Consider the following 14,615-nt stretch of genomic DNA (forward strand, 5'->3'; position numbering starts at 1 on the left):
GTGGCGGCGCGACGACGGGCATGCGCCGGGTGGCGCTCTGGGTGGGGACCCGCGGGTCGGGCTCGTTCGCGCGACCCGGCTGCGGCGTTGCGGGCGCGGGGTGTCCCGGCGGTGCGGCCGAGGGCGCGGTTTGAAAGACCAGGCGCGGACCGCGCTGAGGGTGCTCGATGCTGATCGCCAAACCGTCGCGGATCTCGACGGTCGGCACCCGGGAACCGTTGACGAAGATGCCGCGGCGGCTCAGATCGATGGCCAGCCATACAGTTCCGGTGAACCGCACGATAACATCCACACGGGGCGCGGAGGGCGGTTGCGGCGGGTTGCCGAGCCGCTCCAGCGGGATGTCGCAACCCGGGCCGTAGCCCACGATCACGTCGCGGCCGGGTGTGAACACATACCTCGTCGGTCCGGCCCATACGGTCAGCGAGGCCGGAAGGGCCGAAGCCTCGGTTGGCATGGGCGCCACCTTTCGTCACCGGTCAGCTCGATTTGGTCTCACCTGCAGGCCTGCCCACCCTCAGGCGCCGGTCGCCGCGCTGGGTTAAGTGTCTACCCCCGGCCGTGCGCCATCCAGCGCCGCATCGTTCACAGCGTGTTACGCCGGCCCGCCAGGGACGTGGCCAGCGACGCGTTGTCGAGCAGCCCGCGCAACACGTCGACCGCCTGCATCAGCACCTGACGATCCGCGGAGTCGAGCAGCGCCAATTGCGGTTCGATAGCGGCGGCGCGGTCGGCCCTGACCGCGTTGAGCGTGCGCCTGCCCTCGGCCGTGATCCGGATCCGGACCGCACGCGCGTCTCCGGGGTCGACCATCCGCGTGACCAGACCCGCCTCCTCGAGTCGGCGGACCTGCGTGGTCATCGTCGGTTGCGAACAATGATCGACTGCGGCCAGGTCACCGATTCGGGCTTCGCCGTGAGCTTCGATGGTGGCCAGCAGCCTGGCCTGCGCTGCGGGCAGCGGCATCTGGATGCGCTGGGTGGCCAGGCGGTTGAGCCGGGCAACCACGGCGAGCAGATCGGCTCCCAATCCCTGCGCTCCCTCGGCCTTTGCGGTATCGACGACATTGTCCATGTATCCATGGTTGCATAGCTTTGCTAAGCGAGGCCAAATTGGCGGCGAGTTTCGGATCACCCTGCGACGCCGGCGTAATAACGGGGCTTCGCGCCGCGGGCTGGCAGAATCGATGAGGTGACTTCCCCTGGCCTCGCCCGTTTGCGGAAACGGGGTGGCCCCCTGCGACCGTCCGAGTTGGCGCAGGCCTCCGTCATGGGTGCGCTGTGCGCGGTCATCGCGATCATCGCCACGGTCATCCCCTTCGCTCAGGGGTTGGCGTTGCTGGGCACGGTACCCATGGCGCTGTTGGCCTACCGGTACCGCCTCCGAGTGCTTGTCGCCGCCACGGTTGCCGGCGGAATGATCACTTTTCTCATCGCAGGCATGGGTAGCCTCGTGGCGGTCCTCAACTGTGCCTACATCGGCGGGTTGACCGGATTCGTCAAACGCCAGCGTCGTGGCGCGCCGACAGTGGTGGTCTCGTCCTTCGTCGCCGGAGTTGCCATCGCCGGCGTAACCGTCGCAATGTTGGCAGTGCTAACTCGGCTGCGGCACTTGATCTTTCAGGTGATGACCGCGAACGTGAATGGCGTCGCTTCCTTCTTGGTGCGAATCCATCTGCAGGCCGTCGCCTCTGATGTGCAACGACTTTTCGCCTACGGGTTGCAACACTGGGTGTGGTTGATGCTCGGCTACGTCATCTACGGGGTGATGATCTCATCGTTGATCGGCTGGTGGGTGCTCTCCCGGCTGTTGCAGCGGATGCACAGCATTCCCGATGTGCACAAACTGGATGCTCCCGAGGGAGCGGGAGGCCCGGATGACCCGATCGGACCGGTGCCCGTGCGGCTGGTCGACGTGCGGTTTCGCTACCCGGGCGCCAGTCAGGACGCATTGCGCGAAACCAGCCTGGACCTGAACGTCGGCGAACACGTCGCGGTCATCGGCGCCAACGGCTCCGGGAAAACCACCTTGACGCTCGTCCTCGCGGGGCGGGAGCCGACGTCGGGTGCGGTGCACCGCCCCGGCGCAGTGGGTCTGGGTATGGTCGGGGGCACGTCGCTCGTGCTCCAGCATCCGCAAACCCAGGTGTTGGGCACCAGAGTTGCCGACGATGTGGTGTGGGGGCTGCCGCCGGGCACCAAGGTTGATGTGGATAGGTTGCTGCGCGAAGTCGGTCTCGATGGGTTCGCGGAACGCGACACCGGAAGCCTGTCTGGCGGGGAGCTGCAGCGTCTTGCGCTGGCCGCGGCGATCGCGCGAGAACCGTCGCTGTTGATTGCCGACGAGTTCACCAGCATGATCGACCAGCCGGGCCGCGAACTCTTACTGGACGTGCTATCCGCTCTCCCGGAACGGCACCGAACAGCCCTGGTGCACATTACGCACTTCGACAACGAGGCCGCATCTGCGGATCGCACAATCGACCTCAGCGGTTCGTCCGATAACACTGGCATGGTCGAGATTGCGCCGGCGCCGGTGCCGACGGTGACCGTTGATCCGAGCCCGCGCCATCCGGTGATTGAAGTAGTCGGTGTCGGGCACGAATACAACCGTGGCACCCCGTGGGCGAAGACTGCGCTGCGCGATATCACCTTCGCGGTGGCACCGGGCGACGGACTGTTGATCCACGGCGGCAATGGATCTGGCAAGTCGACACTGGCGTGGATCATGGCCGGACTGACGGCGCCCACTACCGGCGCTTGCCTCATCGATGGCGAACCCACCCACACTCGCGTTGGCGCCGTGGCGTTGTCGTTCCAGACCGCCAGGCTCCAGTTGATGCGCAGCCACGTGAACCTGGAACTGGCATCCGTGGCCGGCTTTTCACCGCAAGATCACGATCGGGTGGCCGCGGCTCTCGAGGCAGTAGGACTGGATCCCGCTCTGGGGAATCGGCGTATTGATCAACTCAGCGGAGGACAAATGCGCCGGGTAGTGCTGGCCGGGCTGTTGGCGTGTTCGCCCCGGGTGCTGATTCTCGATGAGCCCCTGGCGGGGCTCGATGCCGCCAGTCAACGCGGCTTGCTGCGAGTGCTCGCGGACCATCGCCGCAGAGGACTGACGCTAGTAGTCATTTCGCATGACTTCGTCGGGCTGAGTGAGGTTTGCCCGCGAACCATCCATCTGAATAAAGGTGTACTGGAAACGATGTCGACGGCTGCCGCGGCGGGGGGCCGCGCGTGACATCTTCCACTGCGGCCACCAATTCGAATCGGCGCCGGTCCAGATCGGTCGTGATGCTGGTCCCGGTCCCCGGTGACTCGACCATCCACAGCCTATGGGCCGGTACCAAACTGCTGGTTGTCTTTGGCGTTTCCGTGCTGCTGACGTTCTATCCCGGATGGGCCACCATCGGATTGGTGGCCGCACTGCTGGCGGCAGCAGTGCGCATCGCACGCATCCCGCGCGGTGCGGTGCCGTCAATTCCGCGTTGGCTATGGGCCGTTCTCGCGCTGGGTTTCGTGACTGCGGCGCTGGCTGGCGGTGCTCCCACGATGGCGGTGGGCGGGATGAACGTCGGCCTTGGTGGAGCGTTGAACTTCCTGAGGATCACCGCGCTTTCGGTTGTACTCCTGGGCCTGGGAGCGATGGTGTCGTGGACGACTAACGTTGCCGAAATCGCGCCTGCCCTGGCGATGCTCGGCCGGCCGCTAAAAGTGCTGCGCATCCCGATTGACGAGTGGGCGGTGGCGTTAGCCCTTGCGCTGCGGGCCTTTCCGATGTTGCTCGACGAATTTCACGTGCTCTACGCCGCTCGTCTGCTGCGGCCCAACCGAATACCGTCAGGGCGTAAGGCCCGGGTTCGGCAGCAGAGTCGGGGCATGATCGACCTGATGGCTGCTGCCATCGTCGTGACTCTGCGCCGCGCTGACGAGATGGGCGATGCGATTACCGCCCGCGGCGGGATCGGTCAGCTATCCGCCAGCCCGGCACGGCCGAGACTGGCTGACTGGCTGACGCTTGCGATCGCTGCTTTGGTCGGCGGCGCCGGAGTAGCGATCGAGACCCTGGTGATGCACTCGGGTTGATCGTCGCGACGTCCGGGGTGTGCAGGCGAGACTGCCTCATAATCAGCTGATCCGACCGCAGGAGGGGCACTTGCCAGCCACGTCGATCGGCCTCAAAGAGCAGCTGCTGCGGCGCCGCCCGGTGGTGGGTGCACACGTCGCACAGGGGACCGCCGACCACCTCAAGCGCGGCATCGGAACGTTCCAGCTGACCATGTTCGGGGTCGGCTCGACCGTCGGCACCGGCATCTTTTTCGTCATGTCGCAGGCCGTCCCGGAGGCCGGCCCGGGGGTGATCGTCTCCTTCCTGCTCGCCGGCTTCGCCGCCGGCCTGGCGGCGGTCTGCTACGCCGAATTGGCTTCGGCGGTGCCCGTTTCGGGATCGTCGTATTCGTACGCGTACACCACGATGGGCGAGGTCGTGGCGGTGGGGGTGGCGGCCTGCCTGCTTCTGGAATACGGCGTGGCGACCGCCGCGGTGGCAGTCAATTGGAGCGGCTACCTGAACAAGCTATTGAGCAATGTCCTGGGATTCCAACTCCCGCAAGCGTTGTCGGCGGCGCCGTGGGATGCGCAGCCCGGCTACCTGAACGTGCCGGCGGTCGTGCTGATCGTGTTGTGCGCGTTGTTGCTCGTCCGCGGTGCCAGTGAGTCGGCCAAGGTCAACGCGATCATGGTGATGATCAAACTGGGCGTGCTCGTCGTCTTCGGTGTGGTGGCGTTCACGGCGTTTGACGCGAGCCAGCTGCGTGACTTCGCGCCATTCGGCGTTTCCGGTATCGGTTCGGCCGCCGGCACCATCTTCTTCTCCTACATCGGCCTGGATGCGGTCTCCACCGCCGGCGACGAGGTGAAGGAGCCGCAGAAGACCATGCCGCGCGCATTGATCGGCGCGTTGGCGATCGTCACCGGCGTCTACGTCTTCGTGGCGCTGGCCGCGCTGGGGACCCAGCCCTGGCGGGACTTCGCCGGCCAGCAGGAAGCCGGGCTCGCGACGATTCTTGACAACGTCACCCGCGGCGGCTGGGCCAGCACGATTTTGGCTGCCGGGGCGGTCATTTCGATTTTCAGCGTCACACTGGTCACCATGTACGGGCTGACCCGCATCCTGTTCGCCATGGGTCGTGACGGGCTGTTGCCCGCGCGGTTTGCGACGGTGAACGCGCGCACCATGACCCCGGTGAACAACACGGTGATCGTCGCCATCGTGGCCTCGGCGCTGGCCGCCTTCATTCCGCTGCAAAAGCTGGCCGACATGGTGTCGATCGGCACGCTCACCGCGTTCGTCGTCGTGTCAGTCGGCGTGATCGTCTTGCGGGTACGCGAGCCCGACCTGCCACGAGGGTTCAAGGTCCCGGGTTATCCCGTCACGCCCGTCCTTTCCGTGGCGGCCTGCGGGTACATCCTGGCCAGCTTGCACTGGTACACCTGGATCGCGTTCAGCGGCTGGGTGTTACTGACGTTGGTCTTCTATTTCGTCTGGGGCCGCCACCACAGCGCGCTCAACGACGACTCCGCCGAGCGGTCATCGGAAACGATGACCGGGGACTAGGCCTCACTGGCGCGCGGCGGCGGCGTTGGCCGCGGCCTGAGCCCGCCGTAGCGTCGTTGCGACATCACCGCGGCCCAAGAACATTTCGTCGAAATACGGCTGCAATGCGTCGTTGCCGGCGGCGAAGCCGGCACCGCCGGGGGCCGCGATGCGCGGACCGTTCAGCACGGCGAAGAAGGGCGTCACATCCACACCCCTGCTGGCCCAGTACCGGAAGTAGACCGGTTGCGCCGAGGACACCGCGGGGATGGCCGCACCGTAGCGGCCCAGATATTCGTTGCCCTGCTTGCTGCCCATCCAGGCCAGCACCTGGCGCACCGCGTCGGGATGCTTGGTTGCCGCATTGCCCGCCGCGGCAATGCCGTTGGTAACACTGACGCGGCCCGCCGGGCCGGCGGGCATCATCGCCACACCCCAGTGGAAGCGGGCATCGCGGGCCACCGGCGCCAGGGTGTAGGTGCCGGACTGAAACAGCGCCATCCTTCCGGCCAGGAACTGGTTGCGCGAGAAGTCGCCGTTGTCGTTGGTGTCGGCGGCGGGCGGCGCGACGTGGTCGCGGTTGATCAGGTCGACCAGATACCGAAAGGCCGCCACGGCGGCGGGGTTGGCGAACGCGAAGGTGTCGCCGCGCTGGAAAACGCCCCCCGCCGAGCCGATGTAGTTCAGGTAGATGCCCTGCGGGTCGTTGGCCGCGTTGTATGCCCATTGCCGCACCCGTCCCGCGTCGAAACGCGGAGTGTCGCCGCGGTTTCCGTCGGCGTCGACGGTGAGCCGGCCCAGCAGGGGACGCAATGTGTCATTTTCGTCGGGACTCCACCGCAACGCGTTGAGGGCCGCGGGATCGACGCCGGCCGCGGCGAGCAGGTCCGCGTTGTAATACAAGGCGATTCCCGCATCGGTCAGCTGCGGCACGCCCCACAGCGTGCCGTTGCGGGTGAACTGCTCGACCACCGGACGCTCCCAATCCGAGGCGGCCCGCGGCCCGAGCGCTTCGCCGATGTTCAGCAGGCGACCGCTGTCGGCGTACGGCGCGAGGTAGGCGTTGGACAGCCAGAAGATGTCGTCGGCGCTGCCGCCGGCCACATCGGTGCGCAGGGTGTTGAAGTAGGTCGAGTAGGCCACCAGGTTCAGGTGCACGTCGATGTCGGGGTGGGCGCGGGTGAAGGCCCGAAACGATTCTCGGTAGGCCGCGCCGATCTGATCGTCCCAAACACGCACCGTGACGACGGTCTTGCCGCCATGGGGCCCGCCGGAGTAATCCAACAGCACCGCCGTCGCGGCCAGCACCACGGCGACGAGCGCGACGGCTCCCGCGACCAGGGTGGAAAAGCGGGGCCGGGTCACTTCAAACCCGAGACGACGATCGACGCGACGATGTGGCGCTGGAACACGACGAACAGCGCGATCAGCGGGACGATCGCCACCGTGGTCGCCGCCATCACCAACGTCCACTGGGAGTTGAACCGCGACTGCAGATCGGCGGTCGCGACGGTGAGCACCCGCCACTTGTGCCCGCTGGTGATCACCAACGGCCACATGAAGTTATTCCACTGCGAGACCACCGTGATCAACGCCAGCGCGGCCAGGACCGGGCGACTCGACGGGATCACCACGTGCACGATCACGTCCAGCGTATTGGCCCCGTCCAAACGGGCGGCGTTGATCAAGTCGTTCGGGATGATTCGAAAGTGCTCGCGCAGCAGGAAGATCGCGTACGGCGAGCCGAACATGAAGGGCAGCACCAACGCCCAGAACGTGTTGCGCAGACCGAGCTGGGCCATCATGAGGTACATCGGCACCACGGTGACCGTCCCGGGCACCATCAACGTCGCGATATACACCCAGAACAGCGCGTCACGTCCGGGGAACTGCAACCGCGCGAACGCGTATCCCGCGAGCACGGAAAAGGTCAACTGGCCCACCAGGATTACCGCCGTCATCAACGCGGTCACCGCGGCCGCCCGGCCGAACCCCGCGCCGGCCAGGTCGGCGAAATTGGACAGCGTGGGTGGTCGCGGCAGCTGCAACGGCGTGCCTGTGACGAATTGGTGCGCGGAGGTGAACGACGTCATCAGTCCAAGGGCGAACGGCGCCAACGTGATCAACGCGCCCAGCGAAAGCCCGGCGTAGATCACCACATTCGTGGGCCGACTAGGTGAGGTCATAGCTGATCCGCCGCCGGAAATACAGGTGCTGGACGAGGGTGACGCCGATCAGGATCACGAACAGCACCACGGCCATGACCGACGCCCGGCCGATGGCCGCCGAGCCGAATGCCTCGGCGTAGATGCGATGGGCCACCAGGTCGGTGCTGCCGGCCGGTCCGCCACCCGTCAGCGCATACACGGTATCGAAAACCTGTGCGGTGCTGACGATCCCGGTGACCAGCACAAAGAAGGTCGTCGGCCGCAGCATGGGCATGGTGATGCGCCAGAACCGCTGCCACGCGGTGGCGCCGTCGGTGCGTGCGGCGGCGTGGATCTCGTCGGGAATGGCCAGCAGCCCCGCCAGGAACGACAGTGCGACGTAGCCGACATTGGTCCACACCACCACGGCAGACACGAGCGGCAGCGCGAAGCTGGGATCCGACAACCATTCGATGCTGTGTCCGAGCACCGTGCTCACCGCTCCGTCGGTGGGGGCCAGGATCCACCGCCACAGCACCGCGATGGCCAGCGGGGCGCAAATCCACGGCAGCACATACAGGGTGCGAAACAGCCCGGTGCCGGGAAGCTGGCGGGCCAGCATGGTGGCGGCCAGCAATCCCAGCGCGGTTTGCGCCGGCACCACGATGGCCACGAAGACGATCGTGACGATCAGCGAGTTGCCGAAGTTCGCGTCGGTGAGCACCGACCGCCAATTGGACAGGCCGACGAAGTGCAGGGGGCCGAGCAGATCCCATCGGCACAGGCTCAGCCAGAGCACCACCAGGATGGGCAGCAGCAGAAAGGCGAGCACGCCGAACAAACTGGGGGCGAGCAGCGCGTAGCCCAGCGCGGTGGATCGTGGTTGATTCCCGCGTACCGCGCCGGCCATGGGCTAATTAAAGCGGGCGCCGCCGCGGTTCGGGACGAGCGGTCGTTACGGTGGAGCCGTGACACCGAACCGGGGGATCGATGCCGACTTCCTGGACCTGCCGCGCCACGATTTGGCCGAAGCCGCGCTCTCGGCGGCCAAAGCTGCCGGGGCCACGCACGCCGACCTGCGGGTTCACCGCATCATCACCGAGATCATCCAACTGCGGGACGGCGAGTTGGAGACCGCGGTGATCGACCGCGAGGTTGGCCTGGCGGTGCGAGTCATCGTCGACGGTACCTGGGGATTCGCTTCGCACGCGGAGTTGGTGCCGTCGGTGGCCGCCGAGACCGCCCGCCGCGCGGTGCATGTGGCCACCGCGCTGGCAACGCTGAGCACCGAGCGCGTCGAGTTGGCGCCCGAACCGGTCTACGCGGACGCGGTTTGGGTGTCGAACTACCGGATCGACCCGTTCGACATCTCGACCACCGACAAGCTCGCCGTGCTAGAGGACTACTCCGGGCGGCTGCTGAGCGCCGACGGCATCAATCACGTGTCGGCGGTGCTGACGGCCGTCAAGGAACAGACCTTCTACGCCGATACCTTCGGCTCCTCGATCACCCAGCAGCGGGTTCGGGTGTTGCCCTCGCTGGAGGCGGTGACCGTCGACCCCGCGGCCGGCAGCTTCGATTCCATGCGCACGCTGGCGCCGCCGATGGGGCGGGGCTGGGAGGTCTTGGCCGGTGACGAGGTGTGGAACTGGAGCGACGAGCTGGCGCAACTGCCGTCATTGCTGGCCGAAAAGATCAAGGCGCCCAGCGTTGTTCCCGGGCCCAAGGACCTGGTGATCGATCCGAGCAACCTGTGGCTGACGATTCACGAATCCATTGGCCACGCAACCGAATACGACCGCGCGATCGGCTACGAGGCCGCCTACGCCGGGACGTCGTTCGCCACGCCGGACAAATTGGGCACTATGCGGTACGGATCGCCGGTGATGAACGTGACCGCCGACCGCACCGTCGAATTCGGCTTGGCCACCATCGGTTACGACGACGAGGGGGTGGCCGCGCAAAGCTGGGACCTGGTGCGCGACGGGATCTTCACCGGCTACCAGCTCGACCGGGTCTTCGCGCATCGACTGGGGCAGCCCCGTTCCAACGGATGCTCGTATGCCGACTCGCCGCATCACGTGCCGATCCAGCGCATGGCCAACGTCTCCTTGCAGCCGGCGCAAGAGGACATCAGCACCGACGACTTGATCGGCCGGGTCGAGGACGGCATCTACATCGTCGGCGACAAATCGTGGTCGATCGACATGCAGCGCTACAACTTCCAATTCACCGGCCAGCGGTTCTTCCAGATTCGCGACGGCCGCCTCGACGGTCAGCTGCGCGACGTCGCCTACCAGGCCACCACGACCGATTTCTGGAATTCGATGGAGGCCGTGGGCGGCCCGTCGACGTGGCGTATGGGTGGGGCGTTCAACTGCGGCAAGGCCCAGCCCGGGCAGATCGCGCCGGTCAGCCACGGCTCCCCGTCGGCGTTGTTCCGCGGGGTCAACGTGCTCAACACCCGCACCGAGGGTGGCCGATGATCACCCCGCAGCATGTCGTCAACATCGTGCTCGACGAGGCGGCCAAGCTCGGCCGCGCCGACGAGACCATGGTGCTGGTCACCGACAAGGTCGAGGCGACCCTGCGCTGGGCGGGCAATTCGATGACCACCAACGGAGTTTCGGTGAGCCGCAGCGTGACCGTGATTTCCGTGGTGCGTCGCGGGTCGACCGCGCGCATCGGCACGGTGGTGTCCGCCGAGGCGGATCCGCGGGTGCTGCCGGGGCTGGTGGCGGCGTCGCAGGAGGCGGCCGGCGCGGCGCCGGAGGCCGGCGATGCGGCGCCGCTGCTGTCCGATGGCGGGGTGCCCGTCGACTGGGACGCACCGGTGCCCGGCACCGGGCCCCTGGTTTTTTCCGACGTCGTCGACTCCCTGAGCCGCGGCTTCCGCGGCGAGGATCGCCTGTATGGCTTTGCGCACCATAGTGTTTCGACGACCTTCCTGGCGTCGTCGACCGGATTGCGACGGCGGTTCACCCAGCCGACCGGAGCTGTCGAGATCAACGCCAAACGCGGCAACGCCAGCGCCTGGGCGGGCGTCGGAACGCCCGATTTCGTTGATGTGCCAACCGATTCGCTGCTCGAGCAGCTCTCGACCCGGCTGGGCTGGGCGCAGCGGAGCATCGAACTGCCGGCCGGGCGCTACGAGACCATCATGCCGCCGTCGACGGTGGCCGACATGTTGGTCTACATGTGGTGGTCGATGGCCGGCCGCGGGGCCCAGGAGGGCCGGACCGCGTTTTCGGCGCCGGGCGGCGGGACCCGGGTGGGGGAGCGCCTCACCGACCTGCCGCTGACGCTGTTCTCCGATCCGATGGCGCCCGGCCTTGCCTGCACGCCGTTCGTCGCGGTGAGCAGCTCCTCGGAGACGGTGTCGGCGTTCGACAACGGCATGGAGATCGGCCAGGTCGACTGGATCCGCGAGGGGGTGATCAACGCGTTGGCGTATCCGCGGGCCACGGCCGCCAAATACGACGTCGACGTCGCGGTCGCCGCCGACAACCTGGTGATGACCGGCGGGACCGCCAGCCAGGACGACATGATTGCGGCCACCGAGCGAGGCCTGTTGCTGACGACGCTGTGGTACATCCGCGCCGTCGACCCCACCACGTTGTTGTTGACCGGGCTGACCCGCGACGGTGTCTACCTCATCGAAGACGGCCAGGTGAGTGCTGCGGTCAACAACTTCCGGTTCAACGAGAGTCCGTTGGGCCTACTGCGACGGGCCACCGAGGCCGGCGTCAGCGAAAAGACGCTGCCGCGCGAATGGGGGGATTGGGCCACCCGCGCCGCGATGCCGTCGCTGCGGATACCGGACTTCCACATGTCCTCGGTGAGCCAGGCCCAATAAAGTTTCATTGCCGCCGGGCATTTCGGGCTCTAGCGTGTGACAGATGGTGGCTCCGGTTAGCGTTCGTGAAGACCAGCTCACCCGGCTGGTGTCGTTGTCTCCGCGCGATGGGCGCCTTGTCGCGTTGGTTCGGCGGGCGTGCGCGCAGACGTTGTCGTTGCCGCCGCTGCCCGCTTGCGCCGAGGTGGGCGAGCCGGAGTCTGACGCCGAAGCCGCCGTCGTCGAATTCGCCGAACAATTCAGCGCCGACGTCTCGGCGATCACCGCCGAGCATCGGTCGTGGCTGTGGAAGCAGCTCGGGGAACGCACTTTTGGGATGGTCGTGCAGATGTATATCGCCGACTTCGTTCCGCGGGTGCGCGCCGGACTGGAAGCGCTCGGGGTCGGGTCGCGGTACCTGGGTTGGGCGACCGAGCCGATCGCCTGGGATCACACCACCGAGCCGTCGTATGCGGTGTTCAACGAGTTTTTAATCGCCGTGGCTCGAATGCGGGCGCTAGATCCCCTCACCTCGGAGCTGGTTCGGCTGCGTGGGGCAGCTCAACACAAATGCCGGCTGTGCAACTCGCTTCGCGAGGGCGCCGCGCTCGACGCGGGCGGCTCGGAAACGCTGTACAAGGAGATCGAGGGCTTCGAATCGTCGAGTTTGCTCGACGATCGCGCCAAGTCAGCGCTTCGCTATGCCGATGCGTTAATTTGGACGCCTGCGCACCTCGTCGCCGACGATGTCGCCGAGGTGCGCTCCCGGTTCTCCGAGGCGGAGGCCATCGAGCTCACCTTTGACATCATGCGCAATGCCAGCAATAAGATCGCGGTGTCATTAAACGCCGACGCCCCGCGGGTCGCCAGTGGCACCGAGCGGTATCTGATCGACGCCGACGGTCAGACGGTATTTAGCTGATTTGCGCCCGGTGGCGCCGAGTCGCAAAGACCGGCTGTCGGCGCGGCGATGTTGTGCCGTCAGCGGCCCGCCTGCCCAGGGGCCAAGAGCACGAAATGTTAACCATTCGTACACGGACGCGCAAGCATACGTTTCCGCTCCGTGCGGGGGTGATTCGCTAATTTAAGCGCGGTCACTGAGACTTATTGTGAACAAATTCGTGACGGTAACGAGACGGCAGCGTGGCCCGAGCCGGATGCCCATGATCGTGCGTCATACGCCGCGGTCAGGATGGCTTGCCCGGTTTGCTCGCAGGAATCCTAGGTTGGGGTTGCGCCGGAAACGATTGCGTTCCCGCGCAGAGGGAGGTTCGGAAATGACAACCACCCGTACACGCTCGCGCACGCGGGTGTCATCGGTTTGGGCTGCCGGCATCGCGTTGGGCGCCTCGATGCTCGGCGGCGCCGTGCTGTCGGCTCCGCTAGCGTCGGCTACTTGCAATTTGACCCCGCAAGACGACCAGTACGTCAAACTGCTGGCGCAGAACAAGATGGTGCACAACGCCGATTACAGCGATTGCCATGAGGCCGCTGAGGGGCGTTGGTTCGCCGATCAGGTTCGGGCCAACCCCAATCCGTTCGGCGAGGGCCAGGAGCTGATCAACATGATCACCCGCACCACCCCGTTGACTCAGGCCCAGGCCGAATGGGAGGTCGAGTCGGCGATTTACGTCTATGCGCCGGAACTGATCCCGAAGATCAAAGACCAAGCCGCAAAAGCGAACTGGCCCGCCGAGTAGCGAGAGCCGGGGCTGCTGCGTCACCCTTCCTGATTTCCAATCGAAAGCGGTCGCGAGGGCTTTGCCCTCCGGCCGTTTTTCGATTACCTGGGCTGGCAAACTCGAAGCGCCGTTGACGATCGGTGCCGGCAAGACAGGCGACGGGCCGCTCGCGTGGGGCCGCGCGTTACCTGTGTAGACCCGAATGGTTTCTCGCACAGCTTTTAGCTAATCGCTGTTCACGCGCCGTTCGCGGCACGCGTCGTTTGCCGCATTGTTTATCGGTGGTACCCAATCGTTGCCGCGAAGAAAGCTAGCAAATTCCGTGATTAGGGCGTTCGGCAGAAGTGGAAACGACACGATCGCGTGTGCAGGTGCTGGCTGCAGGCGCTGCCGGCGTTGCTTTGCGGGCCGCGATGTTCGGTGGTGCTGTGGTGTCAGCGCCGCAGGCCTCGGCGGCCTGCAGTTTGACGCCCGCCGATGATCAGTACGTCAAACTGCTGGCGCAGAACAAGTTGGTGCACAACGCCGATTACAGTGATTGCCATGAGGTCGCTGAGGGGCGTTGGTTCGCCGATCAGGTTCAGGCCAACCCCAATGCGTTCGGCGAGGGGCAGGAGCTGATCAACATGATCACCCGCACCCACGCCGATGAGCCATGCCCAGGCCGAGTGGGAGGTCGAGTCGGCGATTTTCGTTTACGCGCCCGAACTGATTCCCACGATCAGGGCGCAGGCCGGCCAGCCGGGGCCGGCGCCCGCCGGACCGCCGGGGCCATAGAGGAGCCATGCTGGTGCGCGCTCCCGAAACGGGGCGCCCACCGAGCACGTGTGCGGTCGCGCATCGTGCCGCCGCCCGACGGACACCGACTTGCGCCGTCGGCTACGGTTTCCTACGGAACTATCCCGTTGGGGCGGTAGCTCAGTTGGTTAGAGCCGCGGACTCATAATCCGTTGGTCGCGGGTTCGAGCCCCGCCCGCCCCACCGCCTGGTTGTATGACGTCGGCTGATGCTTGACATATCTATGTCGGGTGATGGGCGACAGTGTTTCGGCTGATGCTTTACACCTACTTCGGTTGATCCTTGACACTCCTTCAGATGAAGGAGTTGAGCGTGGCCGAGCAGCGGTATCAGGCCGTGTTAGCGGTGATCAGCGACGGATTGTCGATTTCGCAGGTCGCTTCGAAGGTTGGGGTGTCGCGTCAGACGCTGCACTCGTGGTTGGTCCGATATGAGGCCGAGGGTCTTGAGGGGCTGATGGATCGGTCGCATCGACCGAGGTCAAGTCCAGGGACGTGGTGTACGGGGTCGTCTTGTGATTCTTCGAGATGATGGTTCAAGCGGTCAGTGCCGCAG

Annotated in this window: 12 protein-coding genes, 1 tRNA gene and 3 pseudogenes; 11 read left to right on the forward strand and 5 right to left on the reverse strand. The window is 66.0% G+C overall.

The window, feature by feature from the left end; translation table 11 throughout:
- Both BST14_RS25610 and BST14_RS25615 read right to left on the reverse strand, forming a co-directional pair.
- Positions 1-457 (reverse strand): FHA domain-containing protein (locus BST14_RS25610; protein WP_142279609.1); only part of this gene is annotated, 457 nt, incomplete at its 3' end.
- Positions 458-585: 128 nt separating this feature from the next.
- Positions 586-1,074, reverse strand: coding sequence for a MarR family winged helix-turn-helix transcriptional regulator (locus BST14_RS25615; protein WP_083067112.1), 489 nt, complete (start codon positions 1,072-1,074; stop codon positions 586-588).
- Between the two features lie 906 nt (positions 1,075-1,980).
- Here BST14_RS25615 and BST14_RS32730 point away from each other — a divergent pair.
- The 4 genes and pseudogenes from BST14_RS32730 to BST14_RS25630 all read left to right on the forward strand — a co-directional run.
- Positions 1,981-2,292: pseudogene (locus BST14_RS32730) on the forward strand (ATP-binding cassette domain-containing protein); the annotation flags it as partial.
- A gap of 39 nt (positions 2,293-2,331) precedes the next feature.
- The gene (locus tag BST14_RS32735) at positions 2,332-3,243 is read left to right on the forward strand and encodes an ABC transporter ATP-binding protein (protein ID WP_438502209.1); all 912 of its coding nucleotides are present in this window, start codon (positions 2,332-2,334) and stop codon (positions 3,241-3,243) included.
- Positions 3,244-3,296: 53 nt separating this feature from the next.
- Entirely contained in the window at positions 3,297-4,088 is a 792-nt protein-coding gene (locus tag BST14_RS25625) for a CbiQ family ECF transporter T component (protein ID WP_083067114.1), read from the forward strand.
- 70 nt (positions 4,089-4,158) lie between these two features.
- Positions 4,159-5,619 carry an amino acid permease gene (locus tag BST14_RS25630; RefSeq protein WP_083067122.1) on the forward strand — a complete coding sequence of 487 codons (1,461 nt, stop codon included), beginning with the start codon at positions 4,159-4,161 and terminating at the stop codon, positions 5,617-5,619.
- Between the two features lie 3 nt (positions 5,620-5,622).
- Here BST14_RS25630 and BST14_RS25635 read toward each other — a convergent pair whose 3' ends face one another.
- Genes BST14_RS25635 through BST14_RS25645 form a run of 3 tightly spaced genes read right to left on the reverse strand, consistent with a single transcriptional unit; the run spans position 5,623 to position 8,655 of the window.
- Positions 5,623-6,963 carry an extracellular solute-binding protein gene (locus BST14_RS25635; RefSeq protein WP_083067115.1) on the reverse strand — a complete coding sequence of 447 codons (1,341 nt, stop codon included), beginning with the start codon at positions 6,961-6,963 and terminating at the stop codon, positions 5,623-5,625.
- Entirely contained in the window at positions 6,960-7,784 is an 825-nt protein-coding gene (locus BST14_RS25640) for a carbohydrate ABC transporter permease (protein ID WP_083067116.1), read from the reverse strand. Before BST14_RS25640 ends, BST14_RS25635 begins: the two co-directional genes overlap by 4 nt.
- Positions 7,771-8,655: a carbohydrate ABC transporter permease gene (locus BST14_RS25645; RefSeq protein ID WP_083067117.1), complete on the reverse strand. Its 885-nt coding sequence runs from the start codon at positions 8,653-8,655 to the stop codon at positions 7,771-7,773. Before BST14_RS25645 ends, BST14_RS25640 begins: the two co-directional genes overlap by 14 nt.
- Before the next feature lie 58 nt (positions 8,656-8,713).
- Here BST14_RS25645 and BST14_RS25650 point away from each other — a divergent pair, with 58 nt between their 5' ends.
- The 7 genes and pseudogenes from BST14_RS25650 to BST14_RS25680 all read left to right on the forward strand — a co-directional run.
- The gene (locus BST14_RS25650; RefSeq protein ID WP_083067118.1) at positions 8,714-10,231 is read left to right on the forward strand and encodes a TldD/PmbA family protein; all 1,518 of its coding nucleotides are present in this window, start codon (positions 8,714-8,716) and stop codon (positions 10,229-10,231) included.
- Positions 10,228-11,601 carry a metallopeptidase TldD-related protein gene (locus BST14_RS25655; RefSeq protein WP_083067119.1) on the forward strand — a complete coding sequence of 458 codons (1,374 nt, stop codon included), beginning with the start codon at positions 10,228-10,230 and terminating at the stop codon, positions 11,599-11,601. The genes BST14_RS25650 and BST14_RS25655 overlap by 4 nt, the downstream gene beginning before the upstream one ends.
- A gap of 43 nt (positions 11,602-11,644) precedes the next feature.
- Entirely contained in the window at positions 11,645-12,502 is an 858-nt protein-coding gene (locus BST14_RS25660; RefSeq protein ID WP_083067120.1) for a carboxymuconolactone decarboxylase family protein, read from the forward strand.
- Between the two features lie 355 nt (positions 12,503-12,857).
- Positions 12,858-13,280 (forward strand): hypothetical protein, encoded by a 423-nt coding sequence (locus tag BST14_RS25665; RefSeq protein WP_083067121.1) that lies wholly within the window; start codon positions 12,858-12,860, stop codon positions 13,278-13,280.
- Positions 13,281-13,675: 395 nt separating this feature from the next.
- Positions 13,676-14,039: pseudogene (locus tag BST14_RS25670) on the forward strand (hypothetical protein).
- 130 nt (positions 14,040-14,169) lie between these two features.
- Positions 14,170-14,243, forward strand: a tRNA-Ile gene (locus BST14_RS25675).
- 114 nt (positions 14,244-14,357) lie between these two features.
- Positions 14,358-14,549, forward strand: a pseudogene (locus BST14_RS25680) (helix-turn-helix domain-containing protein); the annotation flags it as partial.
- Positions 14,550-14,615: the final 66 nt, after the last annotated feature.

The organism is Mycobacterium arosiense ATCC BAA-1401 = DSM 45069, from assembly GCF_002086125.1.
Taxonomy (GTDB): domain Bacteria; phylum Actinomycetota; class Actinomycetes; order Mycobacteriales; family Mycobacteriaceae; genus Mycobacterium; species Mycobacterium arosiense.